This window comes from Pseudomonas sp. NFIX49 (assembly GCF_900115915.1).
Taxonomy (GTDB): domain Bacteria; phylum Pseudomonadota; class Gammaproteobacteria; order Pseudomonadales; family Pseudomonadaceae; genus Aquipseudomonas; species Aquipseudomonas pharyngis.
In genome coordinates this window covers 779,352-804,318 of record NZ_FOYE01000002.1, presented here as the reverse complement: position 1 = coordinate 804,318, position 24,967 = coordinate 779,352, and the positions used below count along the sequence as shown (strand labels likewise).

Genomic DNA, 24,967 nt, shown 5'->3' with positions numbered 1-24,967 from the left:
TTGGAGAATTTGAGCGAGACAAGCCTTAAGTCTGTCTAGTCCTGAAATAGGTGTAAACCTTATTCAGGACGGGACACCCAGCCAAAAAGAAGGGCAGCCAAAAAGCTGCCCTTCTTTCAGAACCGCCTGAAATAGCCAGTCGGGAACAGATTTCTGAAATCCTCGGTAAATTGGGTTTCATTGGCAATCTGAAGATAGTGACCTTGTGGGACATGGGCGAAGTTGAAGAACTGCCCATTTTCCACGAAGTTGACATCGGCAGACTGTTGGCTGGACGTCATTTGACTCCACACCCACGTGCTTGGGGCGCCAGTCGTAAGGGCATCATTCAGCATGTCGATAATCAATGGTGTATTCGGTAGTACCGTTTGCATATACACAGGTAAAAGCGCATTGACATCGGCTGTGCGGATTTCATAAGTGGGATCCTGAGGCATGCGCGGGGTTACGTTGTAGTAGAAGGGCGTTGCGGGGTATCGGCTTTCCGAGAGCAGATGTGGCAATGGATAAGTCACCCATGGATCTATGACCAGTGGATCCTGATTCGGATCGCCCAGCACCGTGAATGTATGACCGGGGATCACGGCGATGTTTACAGGGTGTATTGCAGAATTGCGGGCGGACGATGAAAGCAGGCTTGAACTGACGGCCGCGTATTCGTCGCAGTAGCCAGTGCCTGCAGCAACAGCGTGTTGTGCCCGGGATGGTGTGGTTGCGGGCGATCCGATATTGAAGCGAAGACGACCGACAAGTGCCGGTGCCCAGCCAGTGCTGTTTACAATGCTGCCGATCTGGTTGCCGGCGCCTGTGTGAAGCAGTGAGCGAGTGGTCCAGATCGTGTCATAAGCCAGCCTGTAGTGCTCCAGATCGTTTGCGTCCAGAAAAGCGCTGGAAGAGTCATGCTGTACGGCCGCACGAGTCGACGCCGGGGCCGGGACGCCGGGATGGGAGCTGTAGGCGCCGATCTCATACTTTGTGAGTCCCGCATGATCCTTGTATCTTTGAGGGTTGTTGGAAACGAAGCGGTACAGATTCAACCCGTCGACAAATCCCGCCGGATCCGCACTGATCCAGCGTTGCAGCCAGGGCGCGTAATACCTCGATCCGTAATAGTACAGCCCACTGGCATCGCACTCTTTGCCCGAGTAGCGGATGGTTCTGTAATTTGCTTCCACGTGGTTAGGGGCCGCTCTCCACGCTGTGCCACCAAAGGGGTAATAGCCTTCTTCGCTGAGCAGATTCCCCTCAGCGTTCAATTCGATCGTGTTGGCGCCCAGGTGATCATTGAAGGTGTAGCGCAAGGCGTCATTCGTGATCTTTGCGGGCGTGGTTTCATCGCGCCAGTGCAGGCAACGCACGTTGCAACCTCCTGCCTGCACGGTGATGACGTCCAGTCGTTTACCGTTTTTCTCACGGATTTCCAGGCCTGGTAGATAGATGACGGCGTCGATGTGGGTGAGTGCACGAGACTGGGTGGCGCGTTGCTTGCGTATACGTTGACCATTGCCATCGTAGACGTAACTTTCCGTATCCCCCTCTTGCTGTGCGCGTTCGACCAGAGTCACGCGTTGTAGCTGGTTACGTGCATCCCACTCCAGGGGAATCCCGGCTTGCAGCAACTGCAGATTGCCGTTGGCGTCGAAACCCTCTGCAAAGTCGGGTGAGGGATCGCCGGTCTTCCAGGCCAGCGCGCGATTGCTTGCAAGGGCGGTGCGCATTTCACGGGTGTAGTTGTTTCCCTCCCGTTGGTGTTGCAATCGAATCAGATTTCCGCGTGCATCATAGGTATATTTCTGAACGAAGTTGAGCAACCTGCTCCTATCACCGGAGCGCGAGGACCACTCTGGCAGCGATCTTTGAATGCAGGATCCCTGTTCCTCACGACCAGAAGCCTGAACCAACTGATAAAGGCTGTCGTAGACATAGGTATTGATCGGTCTGATCTGTTGATTGTTGTTGTGCTGCACAGGCTTTGAATGGTCCTCGACGTTCAAGACGTTGCCGACGGCGTCATAGGCATAATGCATTTCCTGAAGTACACCTCCGTCTGTGAGCGAAATTTTCATTTTTTTCATTCGCCCGTTTTCAGAGGCGTATTCGGCAGTGTGGTTGATCTTTTCACCCAGGACCTGCGACTCGATCTGACCCTGAGCGTTGTATCGGGTCCGGTCGAGAATCAGCCGCTGTTCGGTTCTGCCATGGAGCTGCAAAGCAACTTTCTTGAGCTGCCCGGCTACATCGAACCAGAAGTGTTGCGTATTCCCTCTGGCATCTTTCTGTCTGAGGGTTTCTCCGGTTGGCGCGTACCACCAGGTGGTGGTGTAGCCGGCACCTGTTTCGAGTTGTTTGTCGCGCTCGTCGAGATCCTCCGGCCAGTCAGGCGTTTGTTGGTTTTTCAACAAATGTCGGGTTTCGCTGAGCAACTTTCCCTTCAGGTCGTACCCGGAAAAAAGGCGTTTTCCCGCTGGATCGTCATGGCGAATCAATTGACCGCACCGATTCGTGTTGGCGTAGCCGTCCGAGCTGTCTGCATAAGTAAAACGCTCGATTGCCCTGCGCGGTTCATTCTTGGGCTTTTCGTAAACCGCCACTGGGCGTAACTGACTGTCATAACGGGTCTGCCAGTGAGTACCGCGAGAGTCCCATTTCTCCAGTGCTTTTCCCGCCCCGGCGAAGAATTCCAGGCGCCAGCCGGCATCATTGCTTTCGGTCAGTAACGCCACACCCGACAGGCTGCAGACTTGCCGCAGGTCAGCTGTTTCCATCTGGTGCGAATAGTGCGCAATGTCCTGACCCTGGATGTCATGTCGGGAGCGAGTGATACGGGGTTGTGGTTCTTTGAGGGAGTCATTGAGCAGGTACGTGACCTCACGGACCTGCAGGCCACGGCCGTCGATGACGCTCAGGGTCGGAGTGTTGCGGTGAGTGTTCGCGCTCATTGCTTGACTCCTGTCTGAGAGGCTTGCTCAGGCTGGGTGTCATTTTCGTCTTCTGTGATGGAGTACCAGGGGTGATAGGTGTACCGACGCTCGTCACCTTTGGCATTGATGACGCGGACAGAGCGGCCCAGCGGGTCGTGGAAATGCTGATCGCACAGTCCTGATTGACGCAGGGACTCATCGTTGATGTACCGATGACGATCACTGAAGTAGGGGCGGTAGGCGCGAATCACCAAGCCTTTGCTGTCGTATTCAGTCCTTTCGCTGACGCGCCAGCGATGGCTGGTTTCGTGCGATTGCGGTTTGTTCCCGACTTGCCTTAACGCGCCATCCGTGTCGACGACCCACGCTGTCCCCGGGTCGACCTTCTGTTTTCGTTGCAATGGTCGACCGAAACCGTCCCAGCAAGCGATCGTGATTCGGAACTGACTATCGACGTCGGTGGAATACCGGTCCGCTTGGATCGTCGCGCAGTGAACCGGCTCGCGTTGAGTGTTTTCAATCCGCTTCTGGAGTTCTTGCTCGTAGGATGTCTTGGTACCGAGGCTGCTCAGACGAATCCGGGCACTGGCGCGGACATGGCCGCCAGGCAACAGATCGCCAAGCTCGACGGCCTGGTTGCGCCATTCCATTTCGGCCGGGGTCGTGGCTGCAATACGACCCATCCAGCTGAGCGTATCGTAGAAGCAGGCGCTGGCGACATCCTGTATTCCTCTTGCCGGTTGCTCGATGGCAATGTCGGGTCGACCATCGTAACGCCGGATATAGCTGGCAATCGGTTTGAAGCCGGTTACCCCGTCAGCATTGCTTTTATGATAAGTGGTGGCCTGCACTTGTCCGAAGGCATCGTACAGTGCTTCCTGGACATTGCCGTTGGGGTCGGTGATCTGTTTGGGCTGGAGTGTCCGGTAGTCAATACCAGAGACCGTGGTGGTGCAGTTGTCCGGCAGCTTGACGGCGCTGATCAGGCAGCAATAAGAGTCGTGGGTGATTGTGGTCGGATCGTGCTGCTGGCTTTCACGGAAACTCTGAATCCTGAAAAAGCCATCCGGTTTTGCGTAAGTGGTGAAGTTGCGCCTGACCGACCAAAGTCTGCCTTGCTTGTCCCCCTCGCTGTCGGGGGGTAATGCGAGGGGCATTTTCCGGTAACCGCCGTTCTGCAGCTTCGTTGTCATTTCAATGGGCGTATTGCCCGGCTGATGGTTGAGTTTGTTGTAGGCACTGAGTGCCAGATCATTGAGTTCGGCAGTTTCCAGATGATCAGCCAGGGCTTCGTTGCTGGCCTGGCCATCTTTAAAGGTGCCACTTGCATCCGGTTTGCGGTAACGCTGTAAAGACAGGCCTGTCATGGCCCGCCTGGCCTTCCAGGCTGCTGAATCGCAAAGTTTGAGCAGATTTTCATAGCTGATGGAGCGCAGCTCCAGGCCGGCGTCCAACGGAGCTTTCGGCAACTTCAGAGCATTGCTGCGTTGCAGGTAACGCAGGCCCAGGTGTCTGGCTTGTTGCGTGCGTACATGGATGAATTCAGATCGTGTTTCGTTCACGTAGTAATACTGCTGATCCTCATCATGGGCATCTTTCCACCACTTGGCTTGCCAGGTGTCCGTGAACGGAGGCTTATCAGTGGCTGTTTTGCGGCGTGCATAACTGATCTTCAGGCTATGGGTGAGATAACCGTATGGGTCCCATTGCAGATTGACTGTGTGGTCGCAGCGAGGGTCATCGTGAGTGCGCTCGTAATGATAGTGAATGGACTCCACGAGCAAGGGCTGCATGATCGAGTAAGGGCTGTTTTCACCCATCCCTTTGAGTTCACGTACCAGGTATCGATGTTGTAGTACCGAGTACGGAAGTTTTGCTTTCGTGTCGTTGTCCAGGCCAAATGTTTCCACCCGCAAGATGTGACCACTGAGTGCCCGAGCAAGCTCGCGCCGGCGAGCTTCGACAAAAGTCCTGTGCGGGGCATGAATGGGTGTGCGTGGGCTCCAGCTCTCACCGTAGTTCTGAATTGTCGTTCCGAGGGCGATGGCTGCCGTATCGCTGCGGTCGTAATCGACGTTGACCGGGTCTATCGTATTTCCGGTATGGAACCAGCTTTTGGTCAACGTTGGAGAGCTTTCGGGACCCGTTCGGATGCTGTTCCGGTTGCTGGGGCTATCGGTTGTCAGTAAAAGGCCGAACCCACGGAACTTTCGTTCGGCGCTATCGTAGAAACCGCGTCGATACTTGAAACTCTGAGTCAGCTTGTTGCCGGTGATTTCATCGCACTGGACCTGTTTCTTGACCAGAAACACTGGAAATGGCAAACGTGAAACAGGGTCTTTTTGGTTTTTGAGCAACTGTCTCTTTTCGTCCAGCCACTCTTGCGCAGAACTACGGTAGTGGATACTGCCGCTCGCTCCCATATTGTTGTTGGTCGCCGTGAGCAGGTACGGCTTGATGTCAACGAAGTCGTAGCGCCAATAGCGACGTAATTCACCGGGCTGGCAGAAAACCAGGCTGGAGCAGCCGGTCCCTTGCAGATCCGAAGCACTGACCTGGCAGAAACGGTCATAGTGCAGGCCGTCGGGCCATGGCAAATCGATTGCATCACTCAGTCCATTCCCGCACCGGTTCATGAAAATACGCGCGCAGGTGGATTGCAGATAAACAAGATCGACAGCCCCCGATCCGTCCAGATCGGCCAGCAAGATGTTTGAGGCATCGAATGTCTCATGGGAGAAATCCAGCGTTGCGATCACCCGGCCTTTGCCGAAGTGTCCATGGCCGAGGTTGGGCCAGCACTTCACTTCATTGTGGCGGATACGGATCAAGTGTTGTTGACCACTTCCCAGTACATCACTGAAAGCCACCAATTCGCCGGGCGAGTTTCCAGGCTTAGGGAAATCGTCTTCATCGATCGGCCGAGGTACCTCGGTTGCGGGGGCGAAGTCTCCGTTAGGTTGTCTGGCATAGAGGCGCACACTGCGCGGTCCAATCATGGCCAGGTCTGGAAGCCCGGAGCCCGCCAGGTTGGCCAGTCGCCCTTGAGGGTGAAAGAACTCTGTCGGCACCGCGCCAAGAGGGGTGAAATTCGACCATTCGCCTTTTGGGTCCAGGGTGAAAAAACCGTTCAGTCCAGCTTGCGCGACCAGCCAGGCGGGGAGCCCGCTGTCGTCGATACCGTGGAGAAACTGGCGAGTGGGTGCGCGGCTGTCCGCCAAAGGAATAAGTGGAAGCTCGCGCCATTGCGAGTACGTGACCCTGTCCCCTCCCTTTTCATCCCGCAGGGGCTGGCTATAGCGCCAGTTCTTGTCTGTTCGGTTCAGGATGCCTGGCAGTCCCTCTCCGAACAGATCGACAAACTGAAATTGCTGTTGGTGGTTGAGCCGGGAAAGGGCCTCGAACGGTTTGTAACGCCGAGGGTCGGGCTCCAGGGTAAAGTCGGTATAGGTGAGTTCAATGGGTGGATGGTATTGGCTGGTACTTTCGCCGAAGCCCTGGGTCAATGCTGCGGTCAGCAGGTTGTAGGTCAAAGAGGTGGTCTGATACTGGAGCAAGAGACGCTGAACCAGTACCTGTTTACTCCCCATCGATGGTTCTTCGGGGAAGTAATGAAACATCAGAACCTGTCGGCACAAATGCTGAGTGCCCAATTCAAAGCCGTAGGCGAAGTCGGAGAATGGATCGCTGCGTATCGGCCACGGGTGCTCCGCCCGATAGGCTGGTTGAACCCTGAGCGATACCTCTCGTTCGCCGTAGTCGAAGACCATTTCGAAATGCCATTTCACAGCCGTGAGTCCATCAGTCCTGCAGTGGTACAACTGTGAATCGGCGTTGAAGTTGCCATAGCGCACGTGGCTCAGGTAGCGCTGGGCACGATAGTCGGCAGAAGCCCTCGCGGGTGGGGACGTGTCGGATTTGTACTCGTAGAGAATATGTTCCCCGTGAGCGTTCATGCTTTCTTCGAGCAACCACTCTCCGACGCGTAACGGCGTGTCGGGGTCTGCGCGACGTGCCGAGAGGGTTTTTCCGAAAAGATGCTTGCTGCCATCGGCGCTATGCATCAGCCAGAAGCCGGCTTTGTCCGTTGTGCTGGACCAGTGTTCGAGCAGATCGAAGCGGGTTTCGACCCGAGGTCGGTAACGCACGACAGTATGCTTCAGTTGCTGTTTACCGTCGCTGCACATCTTTTGGCTGGATTGGATGGTCCCCGTCGTTCTATTGCGCTCAGGCATCCAGACCTCTCCATCGGGGCCAATGTACAAATCATCGTCGGCGTACTTTGGGACACCAAGTCTGGTTCGTCTTGCAACGGCGGGCAGGGACAACCTCCAGCCGAGACCGAAAATCCCGTTGCCTTGATCACTGCTGTATTGCAGTGCAAGGGGCGGGGCATACCCGCGCCCGGGTGACACGGGGAGTGGAATTTCGCAGGAGGCCGAACCGGTGACTCCGACAGAGCCTATTGCGTTTCCGATACTTTTGATCGCACCACCGCCCTTGGGCAGAGCTGGAAGGTAGGTCGCCAGGGATTGTTCACTCATTGCACACCTCCATTTACCCTGGCGGTGTACCGTACATGAACGATGATATCGGTGAGCGATTCGAGCATTGCCTTCTGCGCGTCATGATTGGGAAACGACAGTATCCACTTTGATACTGCGCCGGTGTATTCAAACGGCAGGTAGCGCTCGTCCTGGAAGTTCAGCGTGAACAGACCGTGATCGTTGACGCCGGTGGAGAGGGCTATTTGCTGATTGCTGCGCAGACTTTTCATGACGCTCTTGCCATCACCGGGCATGACGACTTCGCTGTCGGTCTGGGTCAGCGTGGCGCGGATGTCTTCGTATGGGCCGAGGATGGCGGGCAGAGAGATACTGATGCTTTTGATTCGGCGCAGACAGTGCCCCGGGTAGTCATTTTCAAAAAGGGACTGGGTCAGTTCGAACGCGCACGAGCCGGTTTTCACAAGGTCGGACTTGATCCCGTCAACCTTCTCCGTGCCGCCTGCCTGGAGCGGCGAGTCCTCCCAGTTCTTATTGATCGATATCTTATTGTCGTTCTTGTTGTTGTCTTTCGCCTTGAGCTGACGCAACGACACGGTTTTACTGATTTCCAGCTCGCGCTCGTTGCCCAGCAGGTAGGCGTTTTTCATCTTCAGCAAACTCATCTTCATTCGCTCGCCAGGGCCCAGTCCCTGATAGGTGCTGTTCCAGGTCTGATGCTGGAAGAACGGCTGCGTGGAGTTGTCGACCATCGTTTCGTAGCGCCAGCTCAATTCGGTGAGCCGGCACATGGAAAGGGCCGAGTCATACACCTGGCTGTAGAAACTGGCCATTTGATTGGTGAACCATTGGTAAAGCTGCGAATTGGTAAAGCGTTTGCTGAGAAATTCGTAGGAGCTACGGGCATGTGCCAGGGAGGTCTGGGTCTGTTGCAACAGCAGGCGCGAGGCGGTTTCCTTTTCAGTTTCCTGCTCCAGCTGTGCCTCGATCTGCGCGATTTCGAGCCGTGCCTGGTCACGGGCGAGCTTCCAGTCCTGATGGCGGCGGCGATACTGCGCGACACGATCGAGGGCGTCGCCAATGCCATGGGCGGCGACTGCCACCCCTTGAGCGGTCGTTGCCATGGACATGGGCACGCCTTCAAGGCGAAAACCGCCATCTGCCAGACCAAAAATATTTGGCATGACTTTCAGGCCCTCGCCAACGGCCTGTGCCGCATAGACGACTTTTTCAGCGATACGTCCCTTCAAGTGTGACGCGCTGGCCGCCACCTCGTCAGTATTGACGACTTCATGGACCAGTTGGCTGTAGTAGTCCAGCCGGTTCTCGACAATGGCTTTACTGGCGAGCAGCGCTTGTCTGGTTTTCTGGTCGACTTGCAGCGCCTGGGTCTGAAGGTCGACTGCCATATTGGCAATATCCCAGACGTGGTGCTGTTGCAGTTCCTGATAGCTGGACTGCTCGCTGCGTTCGATGAACGACATCAGGGAATTGCCGAGTTGAATGACCGTGTCTACCGCGCCCATGGCATGGGCATGCCAGATAGTGAAACGGTAAGGCGGTATCTCTGAACCCAGGTATTGGGCCATTTCGGGTTCCGCTGCACGCGGGGAACTGGAAGCAAGAATATCGGAAGAGAATGATGAGGGCGCAAAGAGCGGGAGCCTCAACGGGCGGCCGACGATATCGAGATTGTGTCTCAGGTTGTGTAGACGGCTTTCGAGTTTCTCCCACCGTGAAATCAATACGGGGTTAAAGGGCAATCGCAAATGCGGTGTGTCGATCGTATGTACAGAGAGTGGGGGAGCATAGGGGCGTATGCAGACTTGGGGGGGCTGTCTGGGGTTGGCGTCACTGGGTATGTGTTTGCTCTCATCGATCAGACTTTGCTCAAAATCACGCAACTCTTGATTCTTGTTCTCACTGAGCTCCTTCAATGAGACCGTCTCCCACAAATCGGTTTGCCTGATATCCAGCCGTGGACCCAGTAAATCCAGTGCGCGTATGTACCAGAACTTGGCATCCGTCAGGCTCTCGGGCGTTAACTGGCGGTAGGCCGTGTCGCCGCAGTTGAACAGAATATCGATATAGAGCATGTACAAGGCTTTGCGAAAGTGCACGGGATGGCTCATGGCAATCTGATGCGGATCCAGTGGATTCTGAATGGCAAAGCTGGGCTGGCTCGGGGTGGGGGTGGCGGTGATCAATGGCACCGCGTTCCAGTAATCGGGGTTGGCGCCTTCGACCTTTTTCCGACCGGGATTGAACAGGTAGTGCAACCAGGATTTGGCGTTCCCGTATTGACCCTCTTGGTTATAACGGTGGGCCACCAGCCAGGGAAGGTACAGGAACAGCTCGACAAAGTAGCGCCCGTAGGCACCATAGAAATCCAGCTTCTCCCCCTGCTCCCCGGTCTTCAAGCCAGGTTCTTCAAGACACTGGGTGCTCCAGGCGAGCAGTGTGTCCATACCGTTTTCTGCGCGTTCGATCAGGTGTCTGGCGAAGGTGATGTTCAGTCGGATGTCGCTGCGAAGCTGTTCTGGTGAACTGTCGCTCTGTTTGATTGATGAGCCTGAGAAGTCGATGAGTTCTATCGTACCCAGTGCAGTGTCCTGACGGGAGGTAAGGCAGGGTGGCGTCTGCTTGCTTTCTGTGGCGTGAGGCGCCAATAAAGGGAACAGGAGTTTTCGTTTGAGAGGCTGCGATCGAACATCCAGCTGCTGCAGATGTGTATAACTATCTTCACTGACTTTAAGTTCCTCGAGTAGGACCGATGACGTGCTTACAGAGTCCTTGTCTATGTGAACCGACATCCCGAAAACGAAAGTGATAACCGATGTTGGCTCGCCAGTTGGCTTTTCAACATACAGGCCAATCAACAGTCGTTCTGTAGGCCCCGATTTATCAACCATTGCAACGGTATGCGTTCTGTCTTTCAGCGAGGTGACGTCGTGGGGAAAGTAGCTTTGCAGGCAGGTACGTGGCGTGCTCCAGTTGCCGTCGTATTTTTTGTGGCACATGTTTAAACGGAACAGGGGATTGGCGGCTGCTTTCTTCGATTGATCTTTTTTAGCCGCCTCGTCTTGCTGGATGCACTCAGCCCAGATCACAAACAAACGATTGTTGAACACAACCGGGCGAATGGTACGTTCGATAGTGCTTTCGGAAACCGGCAGGTCGACGCGTTTCCAATCGGACCACGCTTGCGGCTCCGGTGCATCGTATTTTTGTGCCAGTGGGCCAGATAGTGAGGGGCGGCATTTCATGTCCAGAGAACGCCAGTACCACGTGTTGGCAGTCCGGGACCTGGCAATGAAGTAATAGGTACTGTGGGCTAAATCGACTCCGTCGATATAACCGTTGATCATTTGCAGGTTGGCCACCTCTTCAAGCCTGCTCAGGTAGGCCAGCACTGCCGTATCAACGGACTCGGCCGTGAGCTGGTTCTGGTTGAGGTCGTTTTCCAGTTGCTCAAAGTTTGCGGTCCTGGTCTTGCGCAGTGTCGGATCAAGATAGAGTGCGGGGAAGTAGTGCAAACGCTGATGCGTTGCCCAGGCAGGATAGTGATGCATCACGGTGTGCCAGATTTCGATGTGGTCCGCCGGAAAATGCGCGGTGTGGTACCCGGGCTCCATGTCGGCCAGGATACTGCTGATGTATTGCTGAAGGCTGGCAATGGCACAGGCCACCGGAGTGGTCGGTACATCCTGGCTGACCAGCACATCCAGCAGCCAGTAGTGATAAAGGTCATTGGCAGTCTGGATATTCTTGTCGATACCGAGGCGCACCAGTGTTTTGTCTTTCGGGGCAATTGCCGACAGGTAGAACCCGAGCTGCGCGTCACGCAAGCTTTCGTTAAGTTGTTTTTCAATCGCAGTAGACATGTTCATTCCTTGAGCATGTGGGATCAGAGACTGGCAGCCATCACGGCTTCTCCGACAGTTTTCCAGGCGTTTTCCGGGCTTTCGTTACTCAAGGCCGTAGCCTTGAGCAAGGCTTGAGCGCTGAGTCCCGTGGATTTACAGGTATTCTGGCAGCGCATGATCCAATCAATGGCTTGCAGCGTTTGGGCCTTTCCGGATTCCAGCTTTGCACTCAGCTCGGTGACTTCTGCCGTTGTCCAGTTCAGCAGCCGGGCCAGAAGACTGTTGAGTGTCGTTGCGCTAGCAGAGTCGTTGGCGAGTTCCAGATAGCTCAGTACGCTTTCTTCAGAGACGTAATTTGTGTCGATGCAATGATTGAAACGATCCAGAAAGTACAGGCTGTCAATCGTCATCCTCAAGGGCGAGGTTGTCTTTCTCAGCCACTCGGGGTGCTTCAGGAACAAGCACAGGGTCTTGTTACTCAGGCGCAATTGAACGCTTGCTTCGGCATGGCGCAGAATCGGATGCATAACCTGGGGAAGAGAGAGGGAGTATTGATCCTGTATGGCCGCGCTCAGAATCCGGTAAACCGACGATCCACTCCAGATCACGACACCTTTGCCACGATTCATGGGCAGTGAAGACGTTTCTTGCAGGAATTTTTCCATCAGGTGCAGCTGTCGGTCATGGGCCGATAGCAGCAGCGCCTTGAGTTTCTTTTTGCAGTCCACCTTGAGCTTCAGGTCTTTGTCGGGATTTGTATCCAGAGTCAGCGCATCTACGACGATGGCCAGCGCCGCGTCGAACTTGCCAGGTATATCGTCGTCGGGTGACGGGGCGAAATCCTTTACCAGGCCTTTGTCATCAAGCAATGTCTCGGAAAGCTTTGCGCGCCAGTCAATGTTTTCCGGCAGATACAACTTTGCCAGCTCCTGGGGAGTGACTGCGCATCGCTTTGTATCCTCGTGCAGCTTGTCCAGATGCGGCAGCAAGTCCTGATACGAATGATCATCGCTGTTCGTGGGTACGAGGAAACGGCGCAGCATGGGGATGTCCAAGGCAGATTCATTGAGCCAGCGAGTCATCCAGTCCATCTGCATCAGCACATCCATCAGGTTGATGGAAGGCTCGTCATGGGTGAGCGTTGCATTGAATTGAATGTCATCATCGTCGAGCCCGTTCGATTTGGTTGAAGTGATTTCAGCAACAAGTTGCTTTCGGTGTAACAGGCGGTATAGAGAAGGGGCAGTTACATTAATGACAAGTCCCTCCAGAGAGTGTGTTTGTCTCTCGGCAATTGTCGGGATCCCGCTGATAAAGAGATGGGCGTTGTCCCCGTTAGCGGCAAGTTTGAGTCCGTAAGGTGCCTTACCCTCTGGAAACCATGTTGAATGGTTAGTCAGGCTTGATCCCGATAGAAGTCGAAGAGACGCTGACGAATCGGCGTCTTCCGGTAACTGGATTATGGCGACCAGTTCACAGTGCTGCTTACCGTGAGAGACCTTGATGCGCAGGGTGCTGGTATCCAGATCTTTTCCTTTTACCAGGCATCGACGAACGCTTTCTCCTCCAAGCCAATTGGCCAGTGTCATGGTGTCAGTGATTGAAATGTCGAACATTCGGGCAATTCGTGCCTGTCGGTAAATCGAAGACAGGGTCGGCAGGTCACACTTCAGTGAGCCTAGGTATTTTTGCGTGTTGTTGATGGCAAGCAGGAGTGAGTCTTCCGTCTGAGGCAGGCCAAGATTTGCACTCAAATGCTGAAGTACGCTGTGCGACTCAGGATCCGACAGGTCGGCCCGAAATTGTCGACCGTCAAGCAGCAACGGTTTCTCGAACAACCGGCTCTGATTGAAGATCCGATCAAGCTGGGAAGTGTCGCTACCGTTGGCGGAGGGTGAGACCCGATGCAGCAGCGCTGCAAACTCTTCAGCCGTAACCGAGTACAGACGGTTCAGATAGCGATAAACCCCGAGGGATCGCACGGTGTGTCTGTCGGGTTGCATCGAAGTATTACGGGGGTGTTGTGATTCAAAAATGCTGCAGATCAATGTGTCCAATGCGCCGAAGGGGATGCCGAGCCAGCGTTGCAAACGAATCATTCGATGCAGGCGATCGATTCGATACTCGTTTGCTTCGTTGATCTTTTGATTTTTCCCGATCCGGGACAAATTCATCGAGGCATTCGGTGCGGTGCCGTTAACATAGCGGGCTCCAAAGGGCGTAGTGAAAGGATTGGGTAACCGGTAGTGTGATGATTGGCGGGGTGTGTATTTCCCTTGAGCGATCAATGCCTCCAGCTGTTCTGCGTGCAGTCCGGTGCGTTTCAGCAACGTGTTCACGTCCTTCAGGTCGAGGAATGACGCAATGCCAACGTTGTTTATCCAGTAGTCATTATCCTGTTGATGTTGCGCGGGCGGAAAATGTGGCTGTTCCTCGTTCCGCGGCACTTCTGTCAGCAGCTCTTGCTGTTTAGGACCCATTCCGGACATCAGGAGTCGGGCTGCATCAGCGGTGGATTCCAGTACCTTGCCATACGGGCTGTTCACGCTTGCCGTAATGGGAAGGTCATTGCTGATGAGGTAGTTCAATTCCCCCAGCGCGGGCTTTTTCCCTGCCAGGCCCAACATGCATTGGTGATGGAAAAACTCATAGGGAAGGGTGAGGGGATAACGATGTTGAGCAAGTACCTCATACGTCGTCTTGCGTTTGTCGGAGGTGGTTTTCAACGCTTCCTGAATATTCGTGTCCAGGATGTCATTGACAATTTTGAGCATGGGTTGAGCAGTGAAGGTACTTTGCTGATCGATCGACAGCATTGCCAGGTCTGGCCGGCGATCTTTCAACAGGATCCGGCTGGCTTTGTCCCCGACGTCAGTGGAGATAGAGGACTCCAATTGATGGGCATATCGGTACAACGCTCTGAGGTAGGCTACTGGTGAGTCGATGGCGGAGATCGAATCGACTTTGCAGGCGTCATTCCAGTTTTCTTTGAACAGATTGGTGTAGGTCGGGCCATGTCCCTTCAAACCCCGAATGCCATGGAGATGCCAATGATCCTGAATCGTGCCGCCTGAACTCTGTTTCTCCCGATAGAGTTGGCTGATCTGGGCGGCCAGGCATTTGGCATTGTCGTAGAGCTGCCCGAGTCGGACTTTGGAAAAATCCTCCTTTAGCGCATCCTCTGGCGCATCGTCGGGTTTTTTGATCGCATTACTTACGCGATCCTTGAAGTCGGCTTCGGTCAATCCGCTGATATCAAATACCGAGGTGATCCCCAGTTTTTTAAACAGCGCTAGGGACTCAACCGTGTTGTTGAGACTGTATTCTTTGATCAGAGTCTTGAGTAACGAATTGTCGTTCATGCCGAGGAGCTCCTTGAGTTGGAGCTATCGACGTTACTGCGTGCCCGAAGTGGAAAGCTGTCAGCCAGACCGCCACATGGAGATGGATGCGTCGCTCTCGGAAAGGTGAAAGAGTCCGCAGACCTGTAGGATTCCGATCGCCCCGTGGCTGAGTGCGACTTTGCGGCTTGGGCTTTGCCATTTGATACCCGAAACCCCGCCGTTGCCAGCGGGGTAAAAGGGGTGATCAGACGCGGAAATGACTCACCATCTGCTGCAACTGCCCACCCAACCGCGCCAGTTCAACGCTGGATTTGGCGGTCTCATCACTCGCCGCCGCGGTCTGTTCCGACACGTCGCGGACGTTGATGATGCTGCGGCTGATTTCCTCGGCCACGGCGCTCTGCTGTTCGGCGGCTGCGGCGATCTGCTGGTTCATCGACTGGATGTTCGACACCGTGCGGGTGATGTTTTCCAGCGAGTCGCCAGCCTTGCGGGTCAGGGCCACGCTGCTGTCGGTCAGGGCGCGGCTGTTGTTCATCACGGCGGCCACTTGCTGCGTGCCGTTCTGCAGACCGGCCACCAGGCCTTCGATTTCCTCGGTGGATTTCTGAGTGCGCTGGGCCAGGCCACGGACTTCATCGGCGACCACGGCAAAACCGCGACCGGCCTCACCGGCACGGGCCGCTTCGATGGCAGCGTTGAGGGCCAGCAGGTTGGTCTGTTCGGCCACAGCCTTGATCACGTCCATGACGCTGCCGATCTTGTCGCTTTCCTGTTGCAGCACGCTCATGGCTTCGGTGGAGCGCACCACTTCGCTGGCCAGACGCTCGATCTGGGCGATGGCTTCGTTCACTACCTTGTCGCCTTCACGGGCTTCGCCGTCAGCGGCGGCTGCGGCTTGCGAGGCTTCTTCGGCATTGCGCGCGACTTCCTGCACGGTGGCAGTCATCTCGTGCATGGCGGTGGCGACCTGATCGGTCTCGACCTTCTGGCTGTTCACGCCGGCGCTGGTCTGTTCGGTCACGGCCGACAGTTCTTCGGCGGCGCTGGCGATCTGGGTCACGCCGTCGCGGATGCCGCTGATCAGGTCGCGCAGTGTCACGCCCATGCGCGCGATGCCTTGTTGCAGCACGCCGAGTTCGTCGCGGCGGGTGACGATCACGTTCTGGCTCAGGTCGCCGCTGGCGATGCGGTCGACCACGGCCATGGTTTCCTGCAGCGGACGGGTGATCTGACGGGTGATGATGAAGGCAGCGATGATGCCGACCAGCAACGCCAGCAGGGTGCTGATCAGTTGCAGTGTGCGGGCCTGGGCGCTTTCCGCGTCACGGCGATCGAGCTGGATCTGATACAGCTGCTCGCTCAGCGATACGATCAGGTTGCCCTGATCGGTCATTTCCTTGCGCGCCTGCACCGCATCGGTGTTGGCGTTCTTGAAGGCCTGCAAGGCGCTGCGGTAGTTGGTCAATGCGGTTTCCAGCTGACGCAGGGCGTCCTGTTGGGTGCTGGCGAAATGCATGTTCAGTGGCTTGAGGCTGGCGATGGCCACGTCCAGTTGGCCGACGGCTTTCTGCTCGGTTTCGGCGTTGGCGGTGGCGGTGTAGCCACGCACTTCGTAGCGCGCCAGGATGAACGCTTCCTTGGCGGCGGTGACAGCCTGGAACTGCTCGAAACGCTCATCGCTCAACGGCATTTGCTGGACGCGGTTGCTCAGCGCTTCGATCAGGCCGTAGGCCGTCGCGGCACTGGTGGCCATCGAGTCGCGCGCGGTGTTGCCAGTGCGATAGGCATTACGCATCTTGTTCAGCGAAGTCTGGTACTCGGCGATGGTCGCCGCCTGCTCCTTGAGCAGCTTGACGTTTTCCGGGCTCTTGAAGCTGCTGATCAGCTTCTGCTGTTGGGCGGCAAAACCGTCGAGGGTGGTCTGCACGTTCTGCGCGGCGGTTTCATCGCCGTTGGTCAGCATGTATTGCAGGCGCACCACGCGCAGTTTGGTCAGGCCAGCGTTGAGCTGGGTGATGTCGCTCATCCAGTTGCTGCGGTCAATCAGGCCGCCCAGGCTGGTCCAGCCAGTGAGCGCCAGGATGCAGGTCAGGGCCAGGACGAGGCCGAATCCGAGGCCCAGTTTCAGGTTCACGCTGATGTTGCCGAACCAGCTATTCATCAAAAATCCTCCAGAAAAACGTTGTGCGTCTTGATCGTCGGTCAGGCTGGAAGATTGTTGTTTTTTTGCGCCAGCAAGGGTGTAAGCAGGACTGTATCGGCCGCAAATCCGAGAGCTGAAAGGATTTTGTCCTACGGAATTTGTAACAGGCACTCACAAGACTTTTTTCACATGGGTTTCACTGCCTGCCCACGCCGTGCTCTCTAACCTCGCCGCATCGAATGACAAGTGATGGCGGCTTTTTGTGGAATTGCGACTGAGTCTGTTCGGCGTCAAGCGCTCGATTGATCTGAGCGGTCTGGCCCGTTTTCGAAACACCTGGGTGGTCTTGGCGGCCTCGGTGCTGGTGATCCCTTTGACCCTCTGGCTGCTGGCACCGGCGGCGGTGCCTGACCTTGCCCATGGCAATGTGGCCGGGGCGCAGGCGCTGAAGGAGGGCTGGAACAAAGGCGACATCATCGTGCTGGTGCGGCACGTCGAGCGCTGCGACCACTCGAAAGCCGCTTGCCTGAGCGGCCACGATGGCATCACCGACCGTTCGCGCAGTGTCGCGGTGAGCGTCGGCGCGCAGTTCGAGCAGTTGGGTCTGGACAAGGCTGACGTCTACAACAGCCCGATGATGCGCACCGTGCAGACCGCCGGCTACATGTTCAACAAGGCCGCGACCGGCGAAGACTGGCTGATCAGTTGCAAGGGCCGGATACTGCAGGACGCGCTCGCGCACAAAGTCCCGGGACGCAACCTGATTCTGGTGACCCACAGCGAATGCATGGCGCAGCTGGAAAAAGACCTCAAGGTGCCGGCCTCGACTCTTGGGTACGGCGCATCGCTGTTTGTTTCCGCCGCCAGCCCGGCGGCCCCACAGATGCTCGGCTTCATTGAAGCCTCCGACTGGCGCACGGTGAACACCCGATGAAATCCCGCTTTTACGCTTACAACTTCGGCATCCCGCTGCTCTGCGCAGCCGTGGTTTTTATGATGTTCGACATGACCCGTATCGACATCGCGTTCAGCAATCTACTGTTCGATCCACTGACCCACACCTTTCCGCTGGACAAGGTCCACTTCTTCGAAAAACTGACCCACAAGTGGGCGCGGATCATTCCGAACTGGACGGCGGAAATTGCCTTGATCGGCGCGATGTTGTCGTTTGTCTGGCCGCTGCTGAAACCGCAAAAGCATCCGCGACTGGGCGGTTTTCTCGAGCGCTGCAAAGTCGCGCCGGTGCTGCGATTTGCCGCCGATCACCGTAGGGATTTTCTGTTTGTGGTGGTGGCTTTCGCGGTCTGCACCGGGGTGATCCATTTCCTCAAGGCGCACACCAGCGTCTACTGCCCGATCGAGACCACGTTGTACGGCGGGAAGATGCCGCACATCGAGTGGTACAACAATTTCCAGCTGTTCCACGAAGCGGGTGAAGGGCGTTGCTGGCCGGGCGGTCATGCTTCCGGTGGTTTCACCATGCTGGCGCTGTATTTCGTGGCGCGTCGTTATCAGTGGCGTTTCTCCGGCGCGTTGTTGTGGGGCTCGCTGCTGCTCGGTTTTGTCTACGGTACTACGCGAGTCCTACAGGGCTGGCACTACATGTCCCACACGTTCTGGGCCGGGATCTTCGTGTGGCTGGCGTGTTTGCTGACGGCGCTGGCGTTCTACGGACGGGCTCGTCTGGAATTACCGGTGTTGAGCAAGCGAGAGCGGAAGGTGTTCGGCGCACAGCCTGAGGTTTCTCTCTGAGGCCTCGCCGCTGAAATGGGAAACCCGCCATCACCGGCGGGTTTTTCGTTTGTACTGTCGTGGCATCAATAGCCCACGAAATAATACGCCTGGCGCCCGACCATCATGGTCTTGTGGACTTTCAGCGGGGCGGCGGGTTCGCTGTCTCCCGACATCACGGCGATGTGCGAGGGCGATGCACTGAGAAATTCCCGTAGCTGTGCATCGGTGTCCAGGCCCTTCAGGACGCTTTGGGTGTAGAACACGCTGGCGCCGCCGACCCGTTCGTTGGCTTGAAACAGCGCGACCTTATTGCCGCTCGCCTGCAGGGCCTGAATGTGTTCGGTCAGCGGCAGGAACGACAGGTGTTTATCGGCATTTGGCAATGCCCATTGCGCGGCGCCAAGGTAGCTGGCGATGACCACCGCCAATATGCCCGCCGCCACTGTCTGACGATGCCGGGCGATGCGTCCGACAAAACCATTCCTGTGCTCCTTCAATCTGTCGAACAGTACGCCCGCATATTCCGCCGCGATCACTGCCGCTGCGGGTGTCATCGACATCAGGTACACCGTGCGTTTGCTTGAGGCCAGGGTCAGCAGGATGAACTGCGCAATGATCCACAGGCTGAAAAACAGGAGGTAACGGTTGGCCTTCAGCTCCTTGCGAAAATGCCACAGACCCAGGTACACCAGAATGTTCCACGGCAGGAACGCCTGCGGCAGCTTGGCGATGTAGTAGTAGAACGGCTCGTAGTGCCCGGCTTCGACGAACGATCCGCTGAAACGTCCTACGCTGTTGGTCAGCAACACTTCGCTGACTGCCTGGATGCCACCACGCTGATAGAGCACGGCGAGCCATATCATCAGCGGGATCAGGCCGACAAGGGTCAGCAAACCCGGACGCAGCCAGTCCGTCAGCTTGAAGCGCTTGTCCATCAGGTTGTCGGCCAGCAGAAAAGCGAAAATCACCACGCCCGGCATCGCCAGCCCGAGCACGCCTTTGCTCAACGTAGCGATCGCAATCCCGACTACAAACAGCAACGAGTTGCCTGGGGTCGATGCTCGCTGCGCCTGAAAAAAGGCCAGCAACGCCATGGTCACGCCGAGGGCAAGCAAAGCATCCTCGCCGACCCCACGCACGTTGCTCCAGTAACTGGCCATGGTCGCCAGCAGAATCCCCGCCGTCCAGGCGATGGCCTTCGGGCGTTCGAAGCGGCGCAACATGGCGTACAGCAGCATCACGCTGAGCAACCCGGCCACCGCCGACGCCAGTCGCACCGCCCAGGGCGAGACACCGAAAACCCGCAAGGCGCCGGCGTCCAGCCACAGGCTCAGGGGCGGTTTTTCCAGAAAGGGCTCGCCGAACAGGCGCGGCGTCACCCAGTCGTTATCCAGGTGCATCTCCATCGCAATGCCCGCAACCCGGGCCTCGGTGGAGCCTTGCAGTTGATGGCTGCCGAGGGCGAAAAAGAACAGCAGGGCGGCAAGCAGAAGCAGGGAAGAGGCGGCACGCGACATGGGTTCAGGCAACCGGAAGTGAGCGGAAACCCGAGCTTACGCGGCCAATCCTTAATAATTTGTGAACGTCAGGACAGCGGCCGCGACCAGCGTTGCTCCGACGTTTCGAAACGCGGATTGACCCGCGCCGTCAGCACATGATCCTGCCAGCGCCCGGCGATATTCAGATAGGCCTTGGCATAACCTTCACGTTCAAACCCGAGGCGCTCCAGCAACCGGGCGCTGCGCTCATTGCCGGGAATGTAGTTGGCCATGATCCGGTGCAGGTTCTGGGTCTCGAACATATAGGCGATGGCCGCCTCCAGCGCTTCCTGCATCAACCCCTTGCCCTGATGCGCCTCGTCGATGTGATAACCCAGATAACATGCCTGAAACGCACCGCGAATGATCCCGCTGAAATTGCAGGCGCCAATCATCTGCTCGCCGTCCGGAGTCAGCAGCGCCATATGCACCGCCAGTCCGGCTTCGAAGGCGCTGGCCTGTATTTCAAGGCGCCGGCGGATCTGTTCAGTGGAAAAATAATCGGTGGTACGAATCGGCGACCACGGCGCGAGGTGGCGTTGATTGCGCTGGTAGAACGCGCTTTCCAGCGGCGCCTGATCCGGGTCGAGTACCGCGAGCGTCAGGCGTTGACAGGGCAGGGTCAGCAGCGGCATCGGGTGCTCCGGAGGCATGAAGTGATAGACAGAATTGTCCGGCCGGGCGGAAAACACAACTGGATCGCCGAACGCAGAGCACTATAAATTTCCCTGATTCACTCCACATCCGGTTATGAGATTCGTTGTTCAGGGAGGACATGATGGAATGGGCATTCAAGGCGGGGGAGCAGTCGCTGCGACTGATACCGGCGGATCCGGCGTTTTATTCGTTGTTTCAGCAGGCGCTGAACGCCAGCTACCTCGCTCATTCGGAATTTCTGCCCTGGCCGCGTGAGTACACCAACGCGGAGCAGGCGCTCGAGTTCCTGCTGAAGGCCCGAAAAGAGTTCAACAGTGAAACCGGCGAGCGACGATGGCTGATCGTGACCGAGGACGGGCAAGCGCTGATCGGTTGCATCGGACTCAAGCCCCGCTCGCGCAACCGCTACGTCGTGGGTTATTGGGCCAACACCGAGCAATCGGGCAAGGGCTACATGCGCGCCGCCCTAACGCACCTGCTCAACAACCTTCCTGAATTCACCTTTTACCTGACAGCGTCCTCTGCCAATGCGCGAAGCCGGCGTCTGGCCGAGGCTGTCGGGTTTGTGTTGATCAGGATCCATCCAGGGGCCCGGCAATCGGAACGGCACGGCGAGCAAGACACCTGCGTCTATCGCCTGCCAGGCAAAGCGCAGGCGAAAAAAAGCCCGCAGGAGCGCGGGCGAACCGTAGTTTCTTGAATGAGCGAGGCCAATGTACACGGCCATCACCGCCGCCGGGGTGAAGAAAAGTTCATGTCGATGAACGACTTGCGTCACCGACGAGCGGTCGTTTTTCAGTGCACGACAGGCGCCGTCGTACGAGGCACCAGATTCACCGGATCAAGGTTCTCCACGGCCCGATTGACCAGCATTTCGGTCATGATCGACAGCTGCCGGATCGCCAGCAACCGGCTGCGCTGAGAGCCTGTGAAATCATCGGCGATGTTCGCCGTCATCATGTTGAGCGCCGCCAGAGTTTCACAGGCATGAGTCAGCAGAGTGGCCGTATCCACATCGGTGCGCACGGAGAAAATCTCGTTGAACGGCAGGGTGCGACGCGGCTTTCTCACGTATTCCTGAGGCTGGGCAAGCACAGCCGGTTCTTTCGATTCGGTCTCGTGAGGCGGTGTTTGATCAGGCAGGCTTGGGGTGTCTTTTTTCATGACGAGGCTCCATGGTTTCAGGCTCCCGGCGAATCCCTTTGGTAAACCATCTGCCGGGTTGCAGCGGAGCGCGAAGACTAGCGTTTGGAAGCATCTTGAACCAGTTCATGGAAGTCGACGCGGGTTGCGGGAAATTTCCTAGGATGATCGCTGGGGGTATTGTTCGGATGCGGAACTGTAGATGCGCCAAGGGCCGCATGGGGTGGGCCTTGTAGTTGAGAGTGGGTGGGCCGGGCTAATCCGAATTGGCTATATAAGTAATTGAATTTCAAAGGTTTTAACTTTTTTACTTGGATTGCTTTTTGGAATACTGAGCTCTGTTGCAATGCTCTGAGGCATCATAGGCGGAACAGATGTTGTTCCTCCTAATCCGGAGGACTTCATCACATCCCTTTAATGTTGGGGGGGGGGGCGGCCCATCCCTCCTGCCCTATCCATCCGGCGTTAGGTTAGCCCGGCTTGTGGCCGGGGTTATGTTTTCATAATGGCCAGTATTTACAAGGGGATGTTGGTTCTTGAGTTCGCTGTCCCCCAGTTGCCATTTGCGTGTGCGATTATCAAGCTGGTGTTTCTAATTGCCATTTGAGACCGGTTGCACGATAGTTTCGGATTTTAATCGGTCCGTACTCTGGATGTGCCTCATGGACAAGAAGCAGCTGTCTGAGCGGGATATTTGCACAAAATTTATCACTCCAGCTATCCAACAGGCAGGTTGGCAACATCATCAGGTCCGTGAAGAAGTTTATCTCACTGATGGCCGCGTGATGGTGCGCGGCAAGCTGGCGTCCCGCATCAAGAATCCCGAAGCGAAGGGGGGCCCGAAGCGCGCCGATTTTGTACTCTACGCTCGCCCTAACGTTGCGATTGCCATTATTGAGGCTAAGCAGGCGAAATTCTCTGTTGGCCACGGTATGCAGCAGGCATTGGTCTACGCTGAGATGCTGGACGCTCCTTTTGCCATCAGTAGTAATGGCGACGGCTTCCTGGTCCACGACCGCACCGGCCTAACGCAGCCTATTGAACGCGAGCTTCCGCTCAGCGAGTTCCCTTCACTGGAAGATATTTGGCCGCTGTACCAACAGTGGAAAGGTCTAGCGACCCCCGAAGTGGTCAAATTGATTGAGCAACCATTTTACACCGATGGCAGCGGACGCGAGCCGCGCTACTACCAGCGCGTGGCCATTAACCGCGCTGTTGAAGCCATTGCCAAAGGGCAACAGCGCGTGCTGTTGGTCATGGCCACTGGGACAGGAAAAACCTACACCGCCTTCCAGATTATCTGGCGGCTTTGGAAAGCTAAATCCAAGAAACGCATTTTGTTTTTGGCTGACCGCAATATCCTGGTTGACCAGACTATGCAGCAAGACTTCGCTCCCTTTGGCGAGGTAATGCACAAGGTCACCAACCGTGAAATCAAAAGGAATTACGAGATCTATCTGGCCTTGTATCAGGCCGTAACAGGCAAGGAAGAGTGGAAGCAGATCTACCGCCAGTTCCCGGCAGACTTCTTTGATTTGATCGTCATCGACGAATGCCATCGTGGCAGTGCAGCCGAAGACTCTGCTTGGCGTGATGTGCTTGATTACTTCAGCAGCGCAACCCACTTAGGCCTGACCGCCACGCCCAAAGAAACCAAGGAAGTCAGCAATATCAACTACTTTGGCGACCCCATTTATATCTACTCGCTCAAGCAAGGCATCGAAGATGGCTTTCTCGCTCCGTACAAGGTGATCCGCATCGCCACCGATGTAGATGCGGTGGGTTACACACCAGAAAAAGGTAAGGTCGACAAGCTTGGGCAGGCGGTTGAGCAGCGCCAATACAATACCAAGGATTTTGACCGCACCCTGGTGCTGGAAAAACGCACCAAGCTTGTTGCAGAAAAGGTGTGGGAATACCTCAAAGCCACTGACCCTATGGCTAAAACCATCGTTTTCTGCGACGACCAGGATCACGCAGAGCGCATGCGGCAAGAGTTGGTAAAGCTGATTCCGGCCGCCGCCAGTAACCGCCGTTACGTGATGCGGATCACCGGCGATGACAACGAAGGCAAGGCTCAGCTGTCCTACTTTATCGATAACGACGAGCCGTTCCCTGTCATCGCCACTACCTCCAAGCTGCTCACCACCGGTGTAGACGCCAAGACCTGCAAGCTTATCGTACTCGACCAGAACATCAATTCGATGACTGAGTTCAAGCAGATCATCGGCCGAGGTACCCGCCTGCGCGAGGACTACCAGAAACTCTACTTCACCATCATGGACTTCAAGGGTGCTACGCGCTTGTTCGCTGACCCGGATTTTGATGGTGAGCCGGTCGTGATTTACGAGCCCAAGCCTGACGATTCTGTAGTGCCACCAGAAGACACAACCCCGCCGGGTGTGGGTGAGCCCGAGCCACCACCTTATGGCCCCGGCCCTGTTGGCGGTGACGACACACCGCCCGGCGGTAATACGGGCCACGGTGGCGGCGAAGGCCGCACCAAGTACGTAATCGATGACGTGAACGTATGCGTGGCAGTAGAACGCTCGCAATACCTCAATTCCGATGGCAAACTCATCACCGAGGATTACCGCGTTCTCCTCAAGGACGACATTAGAAAGGCGCTGCAAGCTGAATTCGGCACGATGACTCATTTCCTGCGTCGTTGGAACAGTGCGGAGCGAAAACAGGCTGTGCTGGACAAGCTGGCCGAACACGGCGTGCCATTCTCAATATTACAGCAGGCAGTTACCAATGGCAGTGAACTGGATGTTTTTGATCTGGTTGCCCACGTTGCCTTTGACCAAAAGCCACTTACCCGCCGCGAACGTGCCAACAATGTCAAGAAGCGCGATGTATTCGGCAAATACGGAAATCAAGCCCGCGCCGTGCTCGAAGCACTGCTCGAAAAATTTGCCGATCTCGGTGTGCAAGACATCGAAGATTCCAAGGTGCTGGAGTTGCCGCCGTTTGATCAGTTTGGCAGTAAAACCCAAATCCGACGCGGCATCTTCGGCAGTGTCGAGCAATATACTCAAGCAATACAAGAACTCGAAAAAGCACTTTACGAAGATAAAAGTGCTTGATGACTAGTCACCAACAGGTCAACT

At 56.2% G+C, this 24,967-nt stretch carries 11 protein-coding genes and 2 pseudogenes; 4 read left to right on the top strand and 9 right to left on the bottom strand.

What is annotated here, in order from left to right; all coding sequences use genetic code 11:
• Positions 1–116: 116 nt before the first annotated feature.
• From BMZ46_RS08100 to BMZ46_RS29770, 6 genes and pseudogenes are all read right to left on the bottom strand, one after another.
• On the bottom strand, positions 117–2,939 hold the full coding sequence (locus BMZ46_RS08100; protein WP_074691972.1) for an RHS repeat domain-containing protein: 2,823 nt from the start codon (positions 2,937–2,939) through the stop codon (positions 117–119).
• Positions 2,936–7,465 carry a SpvB/TcaC N-terminal domain-containing protein gene (locus BMZ46_RS08095; RefSeq protein WP_074691970.1) on the bottom strand — a complete coding sequence of 1,510 codons (4,530 nt, stop codon included), beginning with the start codon at positions 7,463–7,465 and terminating at the stop codon, positions 2,936–2,938. The genes BMZ46_RS08100 and BMZ46_RS08095 overlap by 4 nt, the downstream gene beginning before the upstream one ends.
• Positions 7,462–11,310: a Tc toxin subunit A-related protein gene (locus BMZ46_RS08090; RefSeq protein ID WP_074691967.1), complete on the bottom strand. Its 3,849-nt coding sequence runs from the start codon at positions 11,308–11,310 to the stop codon at positions 7,462–7,464. The genes BMZ46_RS08095 and BMZ46_RS08090 overlap by 4 nt, the downstream gene beginning before the upstream one ends.
• Positions 11,311–11,333: 23 nt before the next feature.
• Complete coding sequence (locus tag BMZ46_RS08085; RefSeq protein ID WP_074691964.1) at positions 11,334–14,654, bottom strand: Tc toxin subunit A; 3,321 nt, start codon at positions 14,652–14,654, stop codon at positions 11,334–11,336.
• A gap of 226 nt (positions 14,655–14,880) precedes the next feature.
• Positions 14,881–15,477: pseudogene (locus BMZ46_RS29775) on the bottom strand (methyl-accepting chemotaxis protein); the annotation flags it as partial.
• A gap of 309 nt (positions 15,478–15,786) precedes the next feature.
• Positions 15,787–16,800, bottom strand: a pseudogene (locus BMZ46_RS29770) (methyl-accepting chemotaxis protein); the annotation flags it as partial.
• Between the two features lie 244 nt (positions 16,801–17,044).
• Between BMZ46_RS29770 and BMZ46_RS08075 the strand changes: the two are divergent.
• On the top strand, positions 17,045–17,716 hold the full coding sequence (locus BMZ46_RS08075) for a lipopolysaccharide core heptose(II)-phosphate phosphatase PmrG (protein WP_074691958.1): 672 nt from the start codon (positions 17,045–17,047) through the stop codon (positions 17,714–17,716).
• On the top strand, positions 17,713–18,534 hold the full coding sequence (locus BMZ46_RS08070; protein ID WP_074691954.1) for a phosphatase PAP2 family protein: 822 nt from the start codon (positions 17,713–17,715) through the stop codon (positions 18,532–18,534). Before BMZ46_RS08075 ends, BMZ46_RS08070 begins: the two co-directional genes overlap by 4 nt.
• 65 nt (positions 18,535–18,599) lie before the next feature.
• Here BMZ46_RS08070 and BMZ46_RS08065 read toward each other — a convergent pair whose 3' ends face one another.
• Both BMZ46_RS08065 and rimJ read right to left on the bottom strand, forming a co-directional pair.
• Entirely contained in the window at positions 18,600–20,033 is a 1,434-nt protein-coding gene (locus BMZ46_RS08065; RefSeq protein ID WP_074691951.1) for an ArnT family glycosyltransferase, read from the bottom strand.
• Positions 20,034–20,101: 68 nt separating this feature from the next.
• Entirely contained in the window at positions 20,102–20,689 is a 588-nt protein-coding gene (gene rimJ / locus BMZ46_RS08060) for a ribosomal protein S5-alanine N-acetyltransferase (protein WP_074691948.1), read from the bottom strand.
• A 143-nt stretch (positions 20,690–20,832) separates the two neighbouring features.
• Here rimJ and BMZ46_RS08055 point away from each other — a divergent pair, with 143 nt between their 5' ends.
• Entirely contained in the window at positions 20,833–21,411 is a 579-nt protein-coding gene (locus BMZ46_RS08055; RefSeq protein ID WP_074691945.1) for a GNAT family N-acetyltransferase, read from the top strand.
• Between the two features lie 95 nt (positions 21,412–21,506).
• On the opposite strand, the gene BMZ46_RS08050 is transcribed toward BMZ46_RS08055, so the two are convergent.
• Entirely contained in the window at positions 21,507–21,875 is a 369-nt protein-coding gene (locus tag BMZ46_RS08050; protein ID WP_074691942.1) for a DUF6124 family protein, read from the bottom strand.
• A 641-nt stretch (positions 21,876–22,516) separates the two neighbouring features.
• Between BMZ46_RS08050 and hsdR the strand changes: the two genes are divergently transcribed.
• Positions 22,517–24,943 (top strand): EcoAI/FtnUII family type I restriction enzme subunit R, encoded by a 2,427-nt coding sequence (gene hsdR, locus BMZ46_RS08045; protein WP_074691939.1) that lies wholly within the window; start codon positions 22,517–22,519, stop codon positions 24,941–24,943.
• The last annotated feature ends 24 nt before the right edge of the window (positions 24,944–24,967 follow it).